The organism is Agaribacterium haliotis (genome assembly GCF_002312815.1).
In the GTDB taxonomy this organism is placed as follows: domain Bacteria; phylum Pseudomonadota; class Gammaproteobacteria; order Pseudomonadales; family Cellvibrionaceae; genus Agaribacterium; species Agaribacterium haliotis.
On record NZ_NKQJ01000020.1, the window covers coordinates 1 to 20,009 of the forward strand.

Sequence of the window (20,009 nt, forward strand, 5' to 3'; positions counted from 1 at the left end):
CGACCTTGTTTATGATGAGATGTTTACCGAAGAGGCCGTTGCAGGTATTGGCTCAATCATCGAGGGCCAAAAATACGGTAATGAAGCCATTGTTTTGTACTTCTCATCCTTTGAAGATAACCAGCGTTTTGTCGATATCTTTAATAAAGACCTTAAAGCAAATAATTGGACGATAAAATCTGAACAAGCGTGGTTAAACTTCTCTAAGAACGCCGGCACGGTAAACACTGAAGAGCGTATCTTAATTAGTGTTGACTGGAATAAAGCCAAAGCAGAGGAAAATAAAGCCAGCTTTACTGTGAGTGATGATCAGGGCAACAGCCAAACTTATGCGGTCGTCGCTACTAAGTTTGATTTCAAATTGACAAAGAATGCCTATGCGGAAGGCAATGGTTTTGTAAGCATAGAGGCCGAAAACTATTCCGCCAAGCACAATGCAGATGCAAGCTGGCTTAGATATGAGGACTTTGGTTACGCCAAGGCTTCAATGTTCCTTAAAGGTGGCGACAAAGTCGACGCTGCTATTAAGGATACTGAGAATCTAGAAAAAGCGGCTCGCCTAGAGTACAAGGTGTACTTTGCCACGGCAGGAACACATTATGCCGAGCTATATCGCATACCAACCTTGAACGAAGGAAAGGGCAAAACGGTTCAAGTTGCTATTGGCTTGAACGACGAAGCCCCTCAAGTTCTTAATGGCGTGCGCAAGAAAAAGGAGTTTAAGTCGGTAACCTTGTCGGATGGTACTACACACGGTTGGCGTTGGGAAAACAACGTGTTAATGCAAATGGAAAGGCTGCCATTTGAAATTACCGTTGCCGAGCCGGGTTATCACACACTTAAGGTGTATCAGGTTGATACTGATATTGGCTTCGATAAACTTGTTATTACCACCAACGAGCAGGCAAAACTCGCTCAGCAAGATGCTTTGATTGGTGCGCCTGAAAGCTACAATACCATTGCTAAGTATCAGTCTGTGGTACCGGCCATGCCGCCAAAACTTGATGGTTTAGCTGAGCTTACGCCGTATAGAGAGCAACCGGCATTAAGCGATGTAAATCTCAACTTCGCCTTTTATGCCATGATCAATGCCTTCGACTTTATTGCCGTGAACCAGCGTCATGTTTACAACCCTAATAAAAACCAATTTGGCTGGCGAGCTGAAGACGTAGACTACATCAATCTTGAGCACAACGAAGAGACTCACCGCATTCCATTTTGGCAGCGCGATGCCTTAAGAGGGGAAAAAGAATCTAAGTTTTATGTGAAGCTGGAAGAAGGCCGCTACGACATCAGCTATTACATGGGTGACGCTCGCTTGCCAGAAGAGATGATTTACAATATCGGTAAGAATTACCGAATGTCGTTTTCCATCAACGGGAAACAACTTATGGATAAGGTTGATGTAATTTCCGGAACCCAGGTAATTGATACTGTTGAAGTAGATATCGCTGAAGGTGAGTTGCTTGAACTTAGCCTGTCAGGAAAATGGATCATTAATGCCTTGGTGATCAAAAAGAAGTAGAGCTTAACAGAGCCGGTAGATCCAGCATTGGCACTCCGTTTAGGGCGAATCATGGCTAATGATGTCAGGCGCCCTAAATGGGGGCGAATATTGATTTACTTCCTTGTGGTTTCGGGTTAGCCAATACCCAAAGTTCAAAGCCCATTGTGCCAACAGTCCGCTTTTGGCCGGCTTCTCCTAAAGCGCTAAACGACCCGAAGCGGTTGTTGAGTTAGGTATACTGTCCCCAGAATCCGAGGTGACTATAAGTATCAAAGTTGGTTATCCAAATAACGATAGTCGCACACCTGATGTTCTTAAGGTACGCGCGGTGGTGGATGGTGTCATTAAAAACTATACGTTTAGGCAATAACGATTATGACTATAGAAGATGCATATAGAGCGATAGCTAGAAATTTGGTTGCTTCGATAGGTGATGAGGAATGGGATGAAGCTATTGATGAAATTAGGGTTCTAGATAATTCATGTAGATCTAGGCGTTGGTACATTCGAAATGGCGAGAAAATTCCAGCTACGTGTGATCGAAGTATTGAAATTAGCTCAGCGTCCTCAAAAGCTGTTATGTTAATTCGGGATGAAATCAGTAGCTCATCAGGAGGCCGAGTTTGGGGGGTTACCTTTAGGCTCTATCCCAATGGGAAGTTCGGTATAGACTTTGATTATGAAAAACCTGATGGCTATATGGAATAAGAGGGTGTAAACGGGATGGGTCTAACTTCACACAAATAATTGGGGTCAGATCAGTATTTTGAGGTGTTAGGTCTTTAGTCATCGTGTAAATATCAGTAATTAAACGGTGGCGTCTGAGAAAGCATCAATATATGAGTCAGTACGTAGTTTCGAACTTGAAAAAAATGCCGACAATCCAATAAAGTAAATTTGACATGCATTTACGAATGATCGAGCCCCAGCGTAAATACTTTGAAATACTGCAAGGTGTACATTCTGGCGTCCATTTATGGATGCGACTTCCTCAAATGAGGTGGCTGCGCGTTGTCATTCTTTACAGAAAAGCAATAGATCGAGCGGTGTCCCAAAGCCTGGATTTGATGCCGTTGAAACCTTCATTAGGTTAAACACTTAATTAGTGTTTGATGCGCAATGCTCCGTGCAGTGACAGTCCGCTTGTGGCCCGAAGCGCACTATTGCTGATTTTCGATGTTTTAAAAAAATAGCTAAAGTAAGGCTGTTTACGGATTAAAAACCAATGCAAAGGCGATTGCGCTTGGGAAATCGCCTTATGCACTAGCCAACTTTGTAGCAACTTGAACTAACCGGTGTTACGCATTCCCGTCGCAATGCCGGCCATGGTCACCATTAAAATTTGCTCAAGCTCCGGGTGTTCGGGGTTTTGTCTTAAGCGCTTTAATGCTTCCACTTGCATTAAGTGTAGTGGTAGAAGGTAGGGACGGCGCAGCTCAAAGGAGCTTAAGTTCCAGCTATCGCTTTCCATTACTCTCTTTTGGCCCAGAAGATTAAGTACGGCCTGCTCATCTTGCTTTAACTGATGTCGTAGCTCTTTACCTAAAGCCAGTAGTTCGTCTTCAACCAGAGCTTGATCGTAAAGCTCACTGACCTCTGGTGAGGATTTAAGGTAGACCATCTCCGTTAAAGAGATTCGCGCTTTGAAGTAGGGCCACTCTTTAAGCATGTCTTGCATCAAGGCTTTGTTGCTGTCCAGGTTGTCGGCGATGGCCTGGCCAAGGCCTAACCAGCTCGGCACCACTAAGCGGTTTTGGCTCCATGCAAATATCCATGGAATAGCCCGCAGCGATTCAATGCCACCGTCTTTTTTACGTTTACTTGGGCGGGACCCTAATGGCAGGCTGGAGAGCTCCTGCTCCGGCGTTGCCTGACGGAAGTAGCGAACGAAGTCCTCGCGTTCACGAACATATGAGCGATACGAGGCACAGCTTTGTTCCGCCATTTTATCCATAAGTTGACGCCATTCCTTTTTGGGGGCTGGAGGTGGCGTGATTAGGCTTTCTAGTATCGCTGATGCGTAAAGGTGCAGGCTGCGCACTGCTAAGTGAGGGAGGCCAAATTTATAACGAATGGTTTCCCCTTGCTCGGTCACACGCAGGCCACCGCATAGGGTGCCAGGCGGCTGGGAGGCAATTGCAGCGTGAGCGGGGCCGCCACCACGCCCGATTGTGCCACCTCGTCCATGGAAGAGCTTTAATTGAACTTTGTTTTGTTCAAACAGTTTTACCAAGGCTTCCTGCGACGTGTACTGTGCCCAAGTTGCTGCAAGCACTCCTGCATCTTTTGCAGAATCTGAATAGCCAATCATGACATAGTGTTGGCGTTCACAGCGCTGCATATAGCTTTCAAGTTTAAGTAGCTCTGCCATTACTGCCGGTGCGTTATTCAAATCATCCAGCGTTTCAAATAGAGGAGCAATAGGCATTGCCCAATCCACACCGTGCGCTTTTAAAAATAGATTGACCAATAAAACATCGCTTGTGCGGCTGGCCATGGAGATAATGTAGATGCCGAGTACTTCCTTAGGTTGCCTGGCGATCATGGCGTAGGTGTCGAGTACTTCTTGCGTGTCTGCGCTCCATTTTTGGGCTGGAAGAAGTGGGCGGGAGTTTTGTAATTCGCATAACAAAAACGCTACTTTTTGCTCTTCTTTCCATGTTTGGTAGTCACCCAAGTTTAGCGCTTGAGTTACTTCTGCCATGGCTTGGTCGTGACGCTCGCTGTGTTGACGAATGTCGAGTTTGACCATGCTAATGCCGAAGCATTTCACTCTGCGAATAACATCAAGCAGGGATGAGTTAGCGATTTTCTGCAAGCCCTGGTTGCATAAACTCTGATAACACAATTGCAATGGCTCAAGCAGTTGCTCAGTACTGCTGATTGCGGTTTCAGTGCTTCCTTGCTGAAGTTGGTTAATGCTGTGCTTCAGTTGAGCTATGACCGAGGCAAGTACTTGGCGGTAGGGGCCAATACGCTCAGCATCTTGAGCAATCAGATTCTCATCGGCCTTGTGCATGGAAAGTTCAAGGTAGAGGTTCTGAAAATCCTGCAGGTACAGCTCGGCTGCGCGAAGCCGGGCATTGGTAATTGCTAGCTCGCTCAATTTGGCAGTGACGAAAGGGTTCCCATCGCGGTCACCCGCTTGCCAGCTAGCCATAGTTACAGGGGCGTAATCCAGAGGTAGGTCTTTTCCGAGGACTTGCTGACTGAGCTCGTTGAGTTCACGCATAAATTCCGGTACAGCTTGCCAAAGGCTGTCGGCAATGGTGTCCAATCCCCAGCGCGACTCTTCAAGCGGGGTTGGGCGCTCGTTGCGAATTTCATTGGTGAACCAAGCTTGCTCGATAAGCTCTTCAATACGTTCACTGTTTTTTTCTGGTGAGTCGAGTTGCTCAGCCAGATCGTGATACTTGTGGATAAAGGTGCGGCGATTAACTTCTGTGGGGTGAGCTGTTAGTACCAACTCAACGTGTAGTTTTTGTAAGGCCTGTTCGAACTTCTCAGTCGTAGATTCATCCAATTTTTTTTGAAACTCTTCAAGCGGATGGGCAAGCTCTAGTTGTTGCAAGCCCTTTTCGCTGATAGTGAACTGCTGCTCGGCAATATTCACCAGGTTTAAAAATTGGCTAAAGGCTCGTGAGTAAACTTTGAGCTGCGCTTCGCTTGCGGAGGAAAACTCGTCCTGTAGTAGCTTAAGTGCTTGCTGTTCATCCCTGTTTAAGTCCTTGCCAAGGTTGCGCACGGACTCAATTTTTTCCAGAAAGTCATCGCCGTGGTCAATCGCTATCGTTTGACCGAGGAGTTTGCCCAGCAGGCGAACGTTGCTTTGTATGGTTTCTAACATCGAAGGTTCCTGCTTGTTAGGAGGCCACTACTGTGGCGATATGGTGGTAAAGGGGGATGCCCCAAATAACATTGAAGCTAAAGGTGACGGCAAGGCTGGCAACCAGTGCTTGCGCGACGTTTGCCTTCGGTTGCGCCTGTTCAAATACTGCCGGTACTGCAATATATGAGGCACTCGCAGCAAGCGTCATTAAAAGAGCGGTCCCGCCTATGCTCAGGCCGAGTAGCATTGCCGTGGCGAGGCCAACGGAAGAGGCGAGCAGGGGCATAAATATTGCGAAGCTGATCAAAAACAGTTGGTTTTCGCCAAATTGCCCAAGCTTATCTCCGGCAATGGCACCCATGTGAATGAGGTACAGCGCCAGCATCACGGCAAACAGTGGTTGAAGCTGTTTGATCATCGGCTGGGCAACATCGCCATAGAGGGCACCGATCACAAGGCCTATAAGAAGCAGCATCAAGCTTTGGTGCCCAAAAATAGTTTTCATGGATGTGCCGGTCTTGCCGCGGCCCAACCACCAAAGTCCAACAAAAATCGCGGGAAGCTCGAGTAGGGCAACATAAAGGTTGATCTCGGCTTCGAACTCAACACCTTTAAGTTGTAAAAAGCTCATTGCAACAGCAAAGGTGCCCACGCTAACAGAACCGTAGTGTGCAGCTAAGGTGACGCCATCAGTTTGGTTTAGGGCGCTGAACAGGCGGATGATCGCCATTGCTATCAAGGTTAAAACCACCCCTAAGGCGATAACAATTAAGCTATTTCCAATTAGGTTCAAGGTGAATTCAGAGGCAAGTGCTTGTCCTCCTTTAAGGCCTATGGTCAGCAGTAATATGTAGGTAAGTAGCTGATAGGTGGCTGGATGGAAGCTCAAGTCGACACCAAAACGGCGGATTACCAGGCTGACTAAGAAGAACAGCGCAAGAATGTCTGGCAAAAAGGCGCTCATGCGTTTGGCTCCTTGTCTTGGCAAGTGATGGCATGGCGCTGTAGTCGGTTTGTCCACACAAGGTAGCCGCTGAAGGCGAACATTAATACAAAATAGCTAGTGGCAACCAAGCCGCTGAGGTGAGCAAACAGGGCCGTAAGCAATAAGGCCAGGGCGGTAAGAGCAGAAAACAGGCGTGTCATAGCAACTCCATTGGTATCAGTGGGGTAGGGCTAAATAAGCTTGATCGCCATGCTACGGATTCAAGGTATAATTAAAAATATATATAAGCTATTCTATGTATAGATGAATATCTATGTGCATGCTGTATTCACACTTTTGCGGCAGATAGGGAGGTGAAGTCTAATGAGCTCTATTAAAACCGACTTTCGAAGAGCGTCAGCTCCTCAAGCCCAGCTTCTCGCTGCTAACGCGAGGCTACCGAGTATGCGTCAACTCAGCTTGCTTAAGGCGTTGGTAGAACTTAAGAGTATTTCACGTGTGGCTGAGCACGAGCATATTGCCCAGCCCTCAGTGTCGATTCAGCTGAAAAAACTCTCGGAATTGCTCGGTGCTGAACTGTATGAGGTTCAGGGGCGGAAGGTGGAAATCACTGAGGCTGGGCAGGTGATATATCAGGCGGCACTCGAAGTGGAAGCAAGCATGGATCGCATGCACAGCAAACTCGCTGCTTTACAAGGCTTACAAGCAGGCACCTTGCGTTTGGCTGTGGTATCGACTGCGCAATATTTTATGCCTTTGATGTTGGGGCCGTTTTATCGTCGTTACCCCAATATCGATGTTCAGCTCACCATTGGTAATCGTGAAGAGGTGATAGGCCGCTTACAGCAGAATAAAGATGACTTTTATATGTTTAGCCACTGTCCCGAAGAGCTGGATATTGTAAAAGAGCCGCTAATGGATAACTCTCTTGTGGTATTGGCTCCCGCCGAGCATGAGCTGACCCGTCAAACGCATATATCGCTTCAGCGTTTACAGCATTATCCGTTTATTATGCGCGAGCGTGGATCTGGCACTCGCAGGAGTATTGAATTGTTCTGTCAGCAGCATGGTATTCAATTGAAGGAGCGAATGACGATAGAAAGTAATGAGGCCATTAAGCAGGCAGTAGCGTCTGGCTTGGGCTTAAGTATTTTAAGCCGACATACCCTCGATTACACCAACATCAAAGGTTTGGTGCGCTTAAAGGTAGATGAATTTCCAATTACCAGTGAGTGGTATCTGGTTCACAAGAAAAAACGTAAGTTATCGATGCTAGCGAAAACCTTTCATGACTTTATACAATTAGAGGGGAAAGGTGTTCTGGCGGACAAAATGAACACTTAATAAGTCGCGAGTGTTTCGGTGTGATTTTTCCGAGATCTGCGGGGGCGATTTACTTAATTGAACTTCCGCAATTGGCCGTTTCGCGACTGTCAGGTCAGTTGCCACACGCCGAATCTAAACAGTCAGACTAGGTCTGAGCTACTACAAATAAAGTGGGGTAATGGCTCTTTAATAAGTATTTCTTCAATCAAATGTAGAGACCGAGCCTGCTGGCCAAGGTGTAATCGCTGAGTTAGTAACATCCTATGCTCAAGTGATATCTAAACTGATAAGATATCTGCTGTTGGGGCTCGGTTGTTGGCTGATAAGTGTATATATATCAATAACATACGCTTATCTATAGTTGGTCTTTAAACTGATAAAAATAGACCTTGGAGGATCTGTCTCTCCATTGACCTTTCCCCTAAAGTTATACTTCTAGCTCGTAGACATTTCTCTTAAGCCACCTGCCCAGCAAGCTGAGCACTCCGTGAGTTGTGCGGTTGCACCGTATGGGCCGAGTTCTGTCTGTCAGATTTACTTCGATACTAATGCAAAATGTCGGATTAAGCGCGAGATGGGCCTTGATCCGAAATTAGTAAAGGCCCTTTCGACAACGAACTTTCTATTTCTTATTGCCCCACTTGCTGGTGGCCGAAAGAACAAGTGATACGAACTATCTTAGCCGGGAAAGCTTTTGATGCGCTATGGAGCACAAGTAGCCCTTGCTGACAATCTGTCGAGCCAGCTCCCTTGAACCTCTAAAAGCGCAGACAATTCAATAAAACCAAATAAAGCAAAGAGTTATGGCTGTGGCATATTCGCGTCACAGCTTAATTGCCTGCGGTTTAATTTCATAAATTCACAGCTACACATATTGCCCCGCACACCAGCCGCTGGCCCAGGCCCACTGAAAATTAAAACCGCCTAGCCAGCCGGTTACGTCAATGACTTCGCCGATAAAATACAGGCCGGGCTGTTTTTTTGCTTCAAAGGTTTTGGAGCTGAGCTCGTCGGTCAGCACGCCGCCTAAGGTTACTTCGGCGGTGCGCCAGCCCTCCGTGCCCGAGGGTTTGCAAGACCAGCTCTGTAAGCGCTCGCTGATGTCGTTAATTTGCTGATCGCTTAGGTCGGCAGGTTTTAAGTTGGCCCAGCCCTGCAGCCACAGGTTTAAAAAGTTTTTCGCAAGGCTGTGTTTATCGAGGCGTTTAAACAGGTTTTTAAGCTCGGCTGTCTGGCCTTCGCTGCGCCAGCTTTTCAGTAGGTTTTGCACATCGGTATCGGGCATAAAATTAATTTTTACACTTTCACCTTCTTGCCAATAACTGCTTATCTGTAAAATCGCGGGGCCACTTAGGCCTCGGTGGGTGAAAAGCAGGGCCTCTTTAAAGCTCTGCCGTTGATTTTCAACGACAACATCAACACTGACGCCCGCCAGTTGTTTGCAGATATCTAACCAGCGATTGCTCAAGGTAAAAGGCACCAATGCTGCGCGCTTGTCGCTTACCTGTAGGCCAAACTGCTCGGCAATTTGATAACCCTTTGGGCTTGCACCCATTGTTGGTATGCTCAGGCCCCCGGTGGCAACAACGAGTGAGTCACAGCTAAATTGGCCCTGGCTGGTTTTAAGTTCAAAGTGCTCGTGTTTATCGATACTCTGTTTATCGATACTGTGAATGTCGCAGTGGGTCTGAATAACTGCGCCGTGCTGCTCGCATTCACTGAGCAGGATATTTAGGATATCGCTGGCTTTATTGTCACAAAATAATTGGCCCTGGCTTTTTTCGTGATAGGCGAGGCCGTGTTTGTCGACCAGGGCGATAAAGTCCCATTGTGTAAAACGGCTTAGTGCACTTTTGCAAAAGTGAGGGTTGGCGCTTATGTAGTTTTGCGGTTCAACAAAATAATTGGTGAAATTACAGCGGCCGCCGCCGCTCATCAGAATCTTTTTACCGACCTTGTTGCTGTGATCAACAACCAGGGTCGAGCGCCCGCGTGCAGCAGCGCTTGCAGCGCACATAAGGCCAGCGGCGCCGCCGCCGATGATAATGCAGTTGTAATGTTTCAATGTGTTGGCTTAGGTATAAATAGCTTCGCTTGGAGGCGCTATTGTACGTGGCTGAGCCGCTGTTTACATCAGTGTTGTTTTTTGTCTTTGTTAATGACTAACACTACGTCGCCAACCTTAAAGCCCCAGAAATACATATCGCTGATATTGATTAGGGTGTGGCTGTTAACAAGATACATCCAGTCATCAAATTTCACCTTGTACTGTTTGCCATCAACGCTGAGTTCCAGCTTGTAGCGCCACTGCAGCGCCTGGCCCCGGCTTTGGCCGCGCGCTTCGCCATCGACATCGGCAGCGCGGCCGCGAAAATTATTATCTTTTTCGCGCTGAATACGCCATATGCGCTGCTGTTGTTCGCCGTCGCTAAAGACAAACTGCTCATCGAGGGTAAGCACATCGCCCTGTTGGTTGGCTGTAATGCTGGCATTAAAGTGGCGAATAACTTTGCCGCTGCGCTTGCGCACAACACCACTGGCGCTGAGTTCACCGGTAAAAAACGCAAATAGGTCGAGCTCGGGTTCGGTGCCGCGGTAGTCGTTAATGTGTGGCCCCTGGCAGGCCGTTAAAGCGAGCAGTGTTAGAAGCGCCAGCAGTATTTTTAAAGCCGCAGGCGCTGGCGAAATTGTGGCTGCTTTGCAGGTTTTTAAAAAAGTTGTCATGGCGTTTTGTTTATCACTATCACCGGTTCAGGCCGAGCAGCTGTGCCCTAAGTTCGCGCTCCGAGCTATTTTGATGCAGCCATATATCTAGAAACTGCGGGCCAAAGTCGCGATCGTTAATGCGGCCAAGCCATTGGCCGTTGTGAAAAAAGTCGGTACTGCCATCGCTATTTACGATGCAGGTTAAACGGTCGCCGGCGCTTAAGTCGGGCCAGAGTGTGGGCAGTTGTTTAAGCCAGTGCTGCTGTTGTTTGTGTTTAAGGCCAAGTTTGCGCCACTGCTTTTGGGTGGCTTTAACCAGGCGCTTGGCGGCGATGTTTTTGTGATAATCAATGCTCAGCGCAACCGGCGCTGCTCGCGGCTGCTGTTTGTCGCTGATGTAATATTCGGCGTCGTAAAGCCTGATATTCATCCACTGCATCGTGCCCTGGCCCTGCAATACTAGGCCGTCGAGGGCATGGTGCTCGGTTTTCTGTGCTGGCAAGTTAGGCGCGCTGTTAACTGTGCTGTTATTTGTACTTGGCTGCGTTGCGGGGGCTTTGGCGAGCATAATGCCAGCGTTATTGATCGAGCTATTGATGACATTCTTGCTTGGACTATTACTTGGGGGGCTATTTTGGAGGTTACTCGTATCGCTGCCCAGAGCATTATCTGGAGTACTGCCTGGAGTAGCGGTGGAAAAGCTAGATGCAGCTAGCTGCGCTGCGTTTGAGCAAATAACTATCGTCATAACTATCGCCATCACCCTTAGCATCTTCAATAGCAAGGCCTTTGCCTTTTTTGCTAAGTTCATGGCTCGTGACTCCAGTAGTATTTACTGATGTTAAGCATCAATGGCAGCAGCAGGGCCCAGGCGCCGGCAATTAGGCTCAAGCTGCTTAAATACCCAAAAGGAAGTTCAACGGCACCGAGCGCTTCGGCGGCAAAGTAGCTCCAGGCTGCGGCAATGGCACCCGCGAGGCTCTGCTGCCACAGCGGCAAGCGGCATAAAAAAAGAAAGCCGTGTTGCAGGCAAAATGAAAAATGCAGCCAGAGTACAATCAGCCACAGCGGCACAAGTGTTTGATTGGCAAATTGATAGACGCCAAGCAGGCTCAATACAAGTTCCAGGCTGAGGCCAATTGCGGCAAAAGCCAGGCTCAGCAGCAGGCTGCGCAGGCGGTTCGGGCTTAGCCCGCAAAGCACCAGCCACAGGCCAAGCAGCATAAGCGCCACTTGGTCTCGCCAGTACACGGCAGCAAACCACCACAGGTTGAAGCTCAGCGCGACCAGCGGGCCAAAAAACGCTGAGGGCAGGCGAATACTGTTTAATCTCTGATCAATATCCATGCCCTGAATACGCGGGCGAGCCTGGCCTGGATCAGTTGTTTTGTCGGGCCGTGTTTTGAGGCCCCTATATGAGCCCGGCGCTTTTTAATAACAAGCTAAGCCCGGTGGCGATGGTCACCAGCTCAAAGACTCGCTTAATTAAGCTGTTGCCATAGGTCACGGCCCAGTGGGCGCCGAGATAGCCGCCGAGCAGCGAGCCGAGAATCAGCATCGGCAGCCACTCCCATTTCACCTCGGTCAGCAAAGCCAGCGTCAGTGCACCGCTGCCGTTCCAAAACAGGCCAACAAGGATCATGGTGTAGGCGGTTGCGCGCTTAAAATCAAAACCGTACCAGGCGATCAGCCAGGTGGTAACAAATAAGCCCGTGCCCGAGGTCAGTGAACCGTTGAAAAAACCCAGGCAGAACAAGCCCAGCGCTCCGAGGCTCAAACCCTTGAGGTCGCGGTTGCGCGGTGCGTAGTGCTGGCCGAGCTTCTTTTTGTAGATGGAATAGATACCAAGGCCCATGGTCAGTAAACCGAGCAGGCTCTGGGCCAGCGCCGCGGGGACTTTGAGTATGCAGTTTGCACCGAGCACAACACCGGGCAGCCCAGCGGCGAGCATGGTCAGCGCCATCGCCCAGGCGAGATTGCCCGAGCGCGCGTGTTTTAAGCTGGCACCGATACCGAGCGCCACCGTCGCAACTTTGTGGGTGGCCAACGCCAGGGTAAAAGGCAGGCCGAGGAAAATAAGCGCCGGCAACTGCAATAAGCCGGCGCCACCGCCAGCCATCGCCGATAGCGCATTGCTAACGAGGGCGACAGCCAACAGTATTAATTGTTCAGCTAGATCCATTTTCTCCCCGGCAGGACGTTGATAAGTTATCGCTGTTGCTTTTTTGTTGTTAAAACAGGCTCCATCGGCCTCGCGTACGCTTAAGCCGCCTGCTAAATTCGTTGTCGCCAATGTGCGAGGGCTCGCAGTGTACACGGACTTATCTTCGCATGTTAACTCGCCGGCTATTCCAGCCCTTAGCTGGGCTCTCAGTCGGCGCAGAGGCAAGTGCTATGGGCGTGCTTAAATTTCCGGGCAAACGCGGTTGCGGCCGGCGTCTTTGGCGGCGTAGAGGTTTTTATCGGCAATGCCGAGTAGCTCGATAACGTCGTCACTTTGCGCTGAACTTGCTACACCTGCACTCATGGTGACCAGGCGGTTGGGGGTGTTCTCGAGCAAGCTGGTTTGGCAGATGCTTTGGCGCACTTCGTTGGCGATGTCGATGGCATCGCGCAGGCTGGTATTGGGCAAAATCACCAGAAATTCTTCACCACCCCAGCGGCCGACTTTATCGGTATCGCGAAAGCGGCTAACTAATAACTTGGCAAATGCCTGCAGCGCTTTATCGCCCTCGCTGTGGCCAAAGCTATCGTTAATCTTTTTAAAATAATCAACATCACAGAGGATGATGGCAAACTCTTTGCCCGAGCGTTTTACGCGTTTGCTTTCAAATTCCAACCTTAAGCTCATATCGCGGCGATTGGGCAGGCCGGTTAAGTCGTCGGTCGAGGCGATATGGCTGAGCTCATTGTTCAGGCGGTTGACCGCGTGGGCGTTGACCTCGCGCTCGCGCGCCTGGAAAAACGTAAAACACGAAGACAGCAGCAGCGCGCCGACACCGGCAATTTTGACGTAAAACTCGTAGCCTGCGGTATAAAAGGCCGTGTCAAAAAATAAGATGTAGCAGATGATAAAAATCAGTGCGATGTTAATAAACGCCGCGACGCGAACTTTAAGCAGGTTGTAAATCACCGAGGGAAACACCGCCAGCCAGATAATGCCGCTGTTGTCGGTACCGCCATTGGCGGTTAAAAAGATGCTGAGAAACGCCCCCGAGGTGCTGATGTAATAACAAAACAGCTCCAGGCGCTGGAAGTATTTGTAAGCGAGCAGGGCGAGAATATTGGCCAGAGCAAAAGCCGAAAGGCTCAGGCCGAGCTGAAGTGGGCCGGTAATCAAGTCTTTGATGCCAAACATCAGAACCACTGCAGTAACGGTCAGGCACATGGCTCGGGCGAGCGTATCGCGCCGGCGCCATTCGGCCTGTTCCAGCTCGCCGCGCTGTTGCAGCTCAAAGTTTGTTGGCATCTGTTATTCCTGTAGGCGTGCGCACATCCTGTATGGCATGAAAATTTGCCCCTCAGACGGCCATTATAGGGCAGTCTTTAGCAGACTTCCTCAATGGCTTTCGGCGGGTAGGCGTGTTGCTGAAGGTGGCGAATAAACTTCAAGCTTTGAAAGGCGTCAAACCACTGGTGAAAGTGCCGCAAAAATTGCTCGCGACTGTCGCCTTGTTGTTGGCGCTTGTGGATAAACGCCTCGATGCCCGCCGCTTCGATAGCGGCGCGTGTGCACGGTTTGAGTTCGGCGGCCGCTTGTTGATAGTGATGCTGAAATGTATCTACCCGTTTGAGCACTTCGGCAAGTTCGGAAAATATGGCCGGGTCGTACCAGCAGGCTTGTTCGCCGCGCTGCTGTTGCTCAATCAGGCGCGCAACCGCCGGGCCTGTGCCAAAAGGGACGCGGCTCGAGCGCCTTGCCTGCAGCTCGATGCAGATTTCCGGGCAGACACTGACGCCGTTTATTTTGGCGAGCTTATTTAACAGGTAAAAGTCTTCGGCGGCGGCGCGCTTGGGAAAACCGCGAACCTGGGCGTAGGCGCGATAGTCAAAAGCGAGGCAGGAGCCGAGGCTCTGATACGCATAGGGTGAACCCGCGCGTTTTAGTTCGCGCGGCCAGGCTTTTAAGCTGCGCTCGTAGAGCTCAGTGGCGTGTTGAACGGCGTTATCGCCGCCGCGGTGTGTAAAATCAAAAGTCCAGGCCGAAGCGCTGTGCTTGCCCTCATCAAGCGAAAAATAATTATTCGGCAGGCGCGCATCGGCATCCGTGCTAAAAATAATCGGGCGTTTGATAAAAGCGCTGTCAATCAGGGCACAGGCGCAATCGGCGGCGATTTTTCGGGCCAGGCCAACCCCTTGTTTTGCCGGCAGAGCCAAATTTAAGCAGCGAGTAATCAGCAGTATTTTAAGCTCGCCCAACTCTAAGGCGTGCAGCTGTTTGAGCCTGCCGATGCTGTTTGCGCGCTGCATAAGCTCATCTATCAGTTTCTGGTTATTTTCCTGGGTCTCGCGGTTGCTCAGCTCGTTGTCATTGACAACTAAAATAAGCAGGCTTGTTGCCGCCTGACTATGCTTGGCCAGGTTTGCAACAAACGCTGCTTTTTCGTTGCAGGCGGGAATAATTAGCGCTTGTTCTCTATCAAACCAGTCGCTGCTGCCTTTTTTATTTAGCTGAGCCCGCGAGGCGTTTTTATTGGCAAGCGAGCCTGCAAGCTCTAAGCACAGCCTGGCTTCCGGTTCGGCCTGCTGGCTAAGATATTTTTGTACACTGCGATTGGGCTCGGCCGCCGGGCCTATATTATTGGCGCTTTTTTTCACCGCAGCCTTCTAGTGCAGGGCCGCTTTAATCGGCAGTGCCTGGCAGATATCGGCTTCGGCATCGAGCAGTTCATCGAGGCGCTTTTCGACTTCGTCGCCGCTAAAGTAGCGGCGGGCCAGGTCAATAAACAGCTCTTCGTGGCGCTCTTCGCTTTCGGTGATTGCTTTGTAAAACTTTTTTAGCTCACCCTGTTCCAGCGCCTCGGCGATCAGGCCAAAGCGTTCGGCGCCACGCGCTTCAATAATGCCCGCGATCAGCAGCCTGTCGAGCATGTAAAGTTCGCTGCCCTGGCGCATTAACTTGCGCAGTTGGTTGACGTAGAGGTCTTTACTGTCGGCACCTAAAATCAGCCCGCGCTGGTGTATCAGTTTAACAACGTCGCGAAAGTGCAGGGTTTCCTCCAGGCACAGCTCTACCATCGCCTCGACCAACTCGGGTTTGTCGGGGTAGTGGCTGAGCATGCTCATGGCCATGCCGGAGGCCTTTTTTTCGGCGGCGGCGTGATCAAGCAAAAAAGCATCAAAATCGGCCAGTACGGCCTCAAGCCAGGTTTTGGGGCTGGCGCATCGCAGTCTAAACATGGAGGGTAAATGTGCCTCTAATTCGTTTTTATCTGAGTATTTTGTGTTGGTGTCTGCACGAGCTTGAGCGATGGCGGGGGCTTGCCTAGCTAGACCGTCTACAGCATGGATGCTGTTGCCGAGCCCCCAGGGATGGGTTTACGGCGTGTCTAGCTAGGCAAGCCCCCGTCAGAGTTTTCGCCGGAGGCTGAACTAAAGCCCGTTTGTTCACAGGCGGCCTTGATATATAATCCGCCGCGATTATACCAGCCACTGGAAATAAACAGGAAAACAGCATGATCATTAAACCTAAAGTTCGCGGGTTTATTTGCACCAACGCCCACCCTGCGGGCTGTGCCGCTAATGTGCAGGAGCAAATTGATTACATCAAAGCCCAGTCGTTTGACGGCGAAGGCCCAAAAAACGTCTTGGTCATCGGTGCTTCCACTGGCTATGGTCTGGCTTCTCGTATTACCGCCGCCTTTGGTTATGGCGCCAAGACTCTCGGCCTGTTTTTTGAAAAGCCCGCCACCGAGCGCAAAACGGGTTCGGCCGGTTTTTACAATAGCGCCGCTTTTGAAGCTGCCGCTGCCGAAGCTGGCCTCTACGCCAAGAGTTTAAATGGCGATGCTTTTAGCAACGAAGCCAAGCAAAAAACCATCGACATTATTAAACAGGATCTCGGCAAGGTAGACCTGGTGGTATATAGCCTGGCGTCGCCGCGCCGCACCGACCCCAACAGCGGTGAAACTTACAGCTCGGTGTTAAAGCCTATCGGCCAGAGTTACACGGCCAAAAACCTCAACACCGATACGCTCAAAATTGCTGATATGACGGTCGAGCCCGCCAGTGATGAAGAAATCGCCAACACGGTTAAAGTGATGGGCGGTGAAGACTGGGAACTTTGGATCGACGCCTTAAAAGAGGCCGACGTACTCGCCGATGGTGCTAAAACCGTTGCTTACACCTACCTCGGTGAAAAACTGACCTGGCCCATCTACGGTCACGCGACGATAGGTAAAGCCAAAGAGGATCTCGATCGCGCCGCCGCAGCCATTACTGAGCGTTTGGGCGGCTTAAATGGCCAGGCCAATGTCTGTGTGTTAAAGGCGCTGGTCACCCAGGCGAGCTCGGCCATTCCGATTATGCCTTTATATATTTCTACGCTGTACAAGGTGATGAAAGAAAATGGCAGCCACGAGGGTTGTATTGAGCAGTTGTTCCGCCTTTACACCGAGTGTTTGTATAACAGTGCGCCGCGCCTTGATGATGTGAACCGCTACCGCGTTGATGACAAAGAGCTGGCCCCCGAAGTACAGGCTAAAGTTGAAGAAATCTGGCCGGCAGTGACCGAAGAAAATCTTTACGATACGACCGACTACAAAGGTTATAACGCCGAATTCTTAAAGCTCTTTGGTTTTGGTATCGACAGTGTTGACTACGACGCGGATATCAGCCCAGAAGTGCCGGTAAAATTCTAAGCTGTTATCAATAAACTCGAAGTGGCTTTAGCTTCGAGAGTGTAAAAAGGCGTGGAAAGCTACTCTTAGCTCTCACGCCTTTTTTATATGCATCGCTTTGTATGTCTAGCTTTTGAATGTTCAATAAGGCCAATGATGGATTTGTTTGATGCCCAAGCGCTGCCCGATATTAATCTCTTGCCCTATGACGGCGAGGCGCTTTATTTAGGCAAAATTTTTGACGAGCAGCAAAGTGAGCGCCATATGCAAACGCTGCTTAAACAAATATCTTGGTCTAACGAGCGCATTGTTGTGCGTGGGCAAACGGTAACGGCTGGGCGCAAGGTGGCCTGGTATGGCGATGCCAATTACAGCTATGTTTATTCGGCAACAAAAAAAATAGCTCTGCCGTGGCTGCCTGAACTATTGCCAATTAAAACGCAGGTTGAAGAAAAAAGTGCTGAATTTTTTAACGCCTGTTTGCTGAACCTTTATGCCGATGGCAGTCAGGGTATGGGCTGGCACAGCGATGCGGAAAAAGAATTGGTTGCCGGCGCGAGCATTGCATCGTTAAGCTTGGGGGCCGAGCGGCGCTTTGTATTTAAACACAAGCGCAGCCAGGAGAAAGTTGAAGTACATTTACCGTCCGGGGCTTTATTACTGATGCGTGGCCAGACTCAGCAGCACTGGTTACACAGCTTGCCCAAGACAACAAAAACAAGCCAGGCACGGCTGAATTTAACTTTTAGGCGTATGCATGCGCAGTAATAAACACACGATGCCAGGCCCTGTTATTCAGTGTTGTTAGTGGCGTGGCTATCGTGAAGTTCAGTGACAACTTTTTGCACTAATTTTACTCGCCCCGATTTTATCAAAGCATCGCGCAGCAAAAATTCGATCTGCGCGTTGCAACTGCGCAGATCGTCTTCGGCCCAGCGCTGTACGGCAGCGAGCACGTCTTCGCTAATGCGCAGAGGGTAGTTCTTTTTTTTAGCCAAATACTGCTCCCGGAGCTTTACTTGAGTGAAAACCTGGTAGCAAAACAAGGTTTACGGTGGGTTTACGTGCACGGCGCATTTTAGTGCGCGGCGAATTTAAGTGCTCGGCCAGTTTAAGTGTACAGCGAGCCAGTATTGACCACCGGCTGAGCGCTTTTGTCGCCGCACAGTACCACCAATAAATTGCTAACCATTGCCGCTTTGCGCTCTTCGTCCAGCTCAACCACATCTTTTTCGGCGAGTTTTTCCAGGGCGGTCTCAACCATGCCGACGGCGCCTTCCACGATTTTTTGACGGGCGGCGATAATGGCCGTGGCCTGCTGGCGCTGCAACATGGCGCTGGCAATTTCCTGGGCGTAGGCGAGGTGGCTGATGCGCGATTCGATCACTTCAACCCCGGCCTTGCCGAGCCGTTCCTGAATTTCTTTGCGCAAGATTTCGGCGACTTCATTTGGGCTGCCGCGCAGGGTAATCAGCTCGCCTTCGTGGCTGTCGTAGGGGTAGCTGGTCGCCATATTGCGCAGCGCACTTTCGCTTTGAATCGAGACATATTCTTCGTAGTTGTCGACCTCAAACACCGCTTCGGCGGTGTCGACCACACGCCAGACAACAATGGCGGCAATATCTATCGGGTTGCCGTGCAAGTCGTTAACTTTGAGTTGGTCGCTCTCAAAGTTGCGTACCCGCAAGCTGACCTTGGTTTTGCTATACAGAGGATTGGCCCAGCGCAGGCCCTCTTTTTTTTCGGTGCCGGCGTAGCTGCCAAACAGCTGCAATACCCGAGCTTCGTTGGGCGCCACCATAAAAAAACCGACACAGCAGAAAACCCAAAGTGCCAGTGCCAGTGCCGCGAGCACTTTAAAAAGCGGCGGCCCGCCGACAATAAGCAAAACAATCAGTGCAGCGCTTGCTAATAACAGCGCCAATACAAAGTAACCCGAGAACGAGCGAGCAGCTTTTTCGTTAAACATGACTCAATCCAGTTGATATCAAAGTGATATCATTTTTCATGGCGGCAAACCAAAAGTCAAGTTTTGAATACCTCGCTTGTGTTTGAGGCCCAAGCGCCTGTTGATGTTCGTGTGCAAAAAAAGCCCTCTATGCACTTATGCATAGAGGGCTTAAGCACAGCACAACCCGAGGGCTGTTCTCACCTAGGGCTTAGGGGGAGGGGGCTTGCTCGGCTTCAATGCCGCGCATTAAGTGCTCGAGGTAGGCCGAGCTATTGACGGCCCAGTAGTTCATCAGCACTTTAAAGTAGAGCAGGTTGTTGCTGCGGTTGGTGATTGGGCTGCCGACAAACTCCGGGGTGTCGCGCTTGTCGACGATGCGCATAAAAAGCTCGCCGGCTTCGTTGTAAAAGTCGAGCTGCAGCGCCGCGCTGCCGGCAAAACTGAAGATAATGGTTTGTCGGGTTGGGCTTTGCTCAGGGGAAAAGATATTTAAATCAAACAGCCGGGGCTTGAGCACAACGGCGGCTTTATCTTTGTTGCTGACCGTCTTCCAGTCGTTATTTTTTAACGACTTTTTTAATTCTTTGACTAAATTTTTGCCGTAGTTTTCTTTGGTGACCCGCTGGTAGGTCGGGCTTGTTGTGTGGCCGTGTTCGTTTATCCAGCTGGAGGAAAACTCAACACCCGGCGGCTCGATAAATACGCTGCGCGCCGAGGGCGCAGCAAAGCTGTTGGCCAAATACAGCTTTTGTAAGTGCTCGGTGGTCAGCGACTCCATGCCGAAAGGCGGCTGCTTGCTTGCCGCGCTATCGGCAAAAGCACAGCTCGGGCTTAAGCTAAACGCGGCGACGCAGAGTGTGGCAATGCCAAACGCAAGTTTTATATGGTGAACGAGTTTCATAGTG

Annotated in this window: 18 protein-coding genes; 5 read left to right on the forward strand and 13 right to left on the reverse strand. The window is 50.0% G+C overall.

What is annotated here, in order from left to right:
• Together CFK45_RS18525 and CFK45_RS17520 are read left to right on the forward strand one after the other, a co-directional pair.
• A partial coding sequence (locus CFK45_RS18525; protein ID WP_204378506.1) for a hypothetical protein occupies positions 1-1,525 on the forward strand: 1,525 nt, incomplete at its 5' end.
• A 357-nt stretch (positions 1,526-1,882) separates the two neighbouring features.
• Positions 1,883-2,215 carry a hypothetical protein gene (locus tag CFK45_RS17520; protein WP_096087750.1) on the forward strand — a complete coding sequence of 111 codons (333 nt, stop codon included), beginning with the start codon at positions 1,883-1,885 and terminating at the stop codon, positions 2,213-2,215.
• Positions 2,216-2,795: 580 nt separating this feature from the next.
• Here CFK45_RS17520 and ppc read toward each other — a convergent pair.
• Together ppc and CFK45_RS17530 are read right to left on the reverse strand one after the other, a co-directional pair.
• Entirely contained in the window at positions 2,796-5,354 is a 2,559-nt protein-coding gene (gene ppc, locus CFK45_RS17525; RefSeq protein WP_096087751.1) for a phosphoenolpyruvate carboxylase, read from the reverse strand.
• Positions 5,355-5,370: 16 nt separating this feature from the next.
• Positions 5,371-6,300 (reverse strand): sodium-dependent bicarbonate transport family permease, encoded by a 930-nt coding sequence (locus tag CFK45_RS17530; RefSeq protein ID WP_096087752.1) that lies wholly within the window; start codon positions 6,298-6,300, stop codon positions 5,371-5,373.
• Positions 6,301-6,726: 426 nt separating this feature from the next.
• Here CFK45_RS17530 and CFK45_RS17540 point away from each other — a divergent pair, with 426 nt between their 5' ends.
• The gene (locus tag CFK45_RS17540) at positions 6,727-7,626 is read left to right on the forward strand and encodes a LysR family transcriptional regulator (RefSeq protein ID WP_158224752.1); all 900 of its coding nucleotides are present in this window, start codon (positions 6,727-6,729) and stop codon (positions 7,624-7,626) included.
• 847 nt (positions 7,627-8,473) lie between these two features.
• On the opposite strand, the gene CFK45_RS17545 is transcribed toward CFK45_RS17540, so the two are convergent.
• The 8 genes from CFK45_RS17545 to CFK45_RS17580 all read right to left on the reverse strand — a co-directional run bounded on the left by CFK45_RS17545 (position 8,474) and on the right by CFK45_RS17580 (position 15,714).
• Entirely contained in the window at positions 8,474-9,673 is a 1,200-nt protein-coding gene (locus tag CFK45_RS17545) for a BaiN/RdsA family NAD(P)/FAD-dependent oxidoreductase (RefSeq protein ID WP_096087755.1), read from the reverse strand.
• 68 nt (positions 9,674-9,741) lie between these two features.
• Positions 9,742-10,332: a DUF3833 domain-containing protein gene (locus CFK45_RS17550; protein WP_096087756.1), complete on the reverse strand. Its 591-nt coding sequence runs from the start codon at positions 10,330-10,332 to the stop codon at positions 9,742-9,744.
• Positions 10,333-10,351: 19 nt separating this feature from the next.
• A complete protein-coding gene (locus CFK45_RS17555; protein ID WP_158224753.1) occupies positions 10,352-11,062 on the reverse strand; it encodes a chalcone isomerase family protein in 711 nt (236 codons plus the stop codon).
• A 59-nt stretch (positions 11,063-11,121) separates the two neighbouring features.
• Positions 11,122-11,661, reverse strand: a complete 540-nt coding sequence (locus CFK45_RS17560; RefSeq protein WP_096087758.1) for a DUF2878 domain-containing protein — start codon at positions 11,659-11,661, stop codon at positions 11,122-11,124.
• A 64-nt stretch (positions 11,662-11,725) separates the two neighbouring features.
• A complete protein-coding gene (locus tag CFK45_RS17565) occupies positions 11,726-12,496 on the reverse strand; it encodes a sulfite exporter TauE/SafE family protein (protein WP_096087781.1) in 771 nt (256 codons plus the stop codon).
• 222 nt (positions 12,497-12,718) lie between these two features.
• A complete protein-coding gene (locus tag CFK45_RS17570) occupies positions 12,719-13,783 on the reverse strand; it encodes a GGDEF domain-containing protein (protein ID WP_096087759.1) in 1,065 nt (354 codons plus the stop codon).
• Positions 13,784-13,860: 77 nt separating this feature from the next.
• A complete protein-coding gene (locus CFK45_RS17575) occupies positions 13,861-15,132 on the reverse strand; it encodes a glycosyltransferase family 2 protein (RefSeq protein WP_096087760.1) in 1,272 nt (423 codons plus the stop codon).
• A gap of 9 nt (positions 15,133-15,141) precedes the next feature.
• Positions 15,142-15,714 carry a MiaE family protein gene (locus CFK45_RS17580; RefSeq protein ID WP_096087761.1) on the reverse strand — a complete coding sequence of 191 codons (573 nt, stop codon included), beginning with the start codon at positions 15,712-15,714 and terminating at the stop codon, positions 15,142-15,144.
• 275 nt (positions 15,715-15,989) lie between these two features.
• Between CFK45_RS17580 and fabV the strand changes: the two genes are divergently transcribed.
• Together fabV and CFK45_RS17590 are read left to right on the forward strand one after the other, a co-directional pair.
• Positions 15,990-17,174: an enoyl-ACP reductase FabV gene (gene fabV / locus CFK45_RS17585; protein WP_096087762.1), complete on the forward strand. Its 1,185-nt coding sequence runs from the start codon at positions 15,990-15,992 to the stop codon at positions 17,172-17,174.
• 132 nt (positions 17,175-17,306) lie between these two features.
• Positions 17,307-17,921 carry an alpha-ketoglutarate-dependent dioxygenase AlkB family protein gene (locus CFK45_RS17590; protein ID WP_239923748.1) on the forward strand — a complete coding sequence of 205 codons (615 nt, stop codon included), beginning with the start codon at positions 17,307-17,309 and terminating at the stop codon, positions 17,919-17,921.
• 23 nt (positions 17,922-17,944) lie between these two features.
• Here CFK45_RS17590 and CFK45_RS17595 read toward each other — a convergent pair whose 3' ends face one another.
• The 3 genes from CFK45_RS17595 to CFK45_RS17605 form a co-directional block, all read right to left on the reverse strand.
• Positions 17,945-18,151, reverse strand: a complete 207-nt coding sequence (locus CFK45_RS17595) for a type II toxin-antitoxin system antitoxin (RefSeq protein ID WP_096087764.1) — start codon at positions 18,149-18,151, stop codon at positions 17,945-17,947.
• Positions 18,152-18,264: 113 nt separating this feature from the next.
• On the reverse strand, positions 18,265-19,122 hold the full coding sequence (locus tag CFK45_RS17600) for an SPFH domain-containing protein (protein WP_096087765.1): 858 nt from the start codon (positions 19,120-19,122) through the stop codon (positions 18,265-18,267).
• 190 nt (positions 19,123-19,312) lie between these two features.
• The gene (locus CFK45_RS17605; protein ID WP_096087766.1) at positions 19,313-20,005 is read right to left on the reverse strand and encodes a hypothetical protein; all 693 of its coding nucleotides are present in this window, start codon (positions 20,003-20,005) and stop codon (positions 19,313-19,315) included.
• Positions 20,006-20,009: the final 4 nt, after the last annotated feature.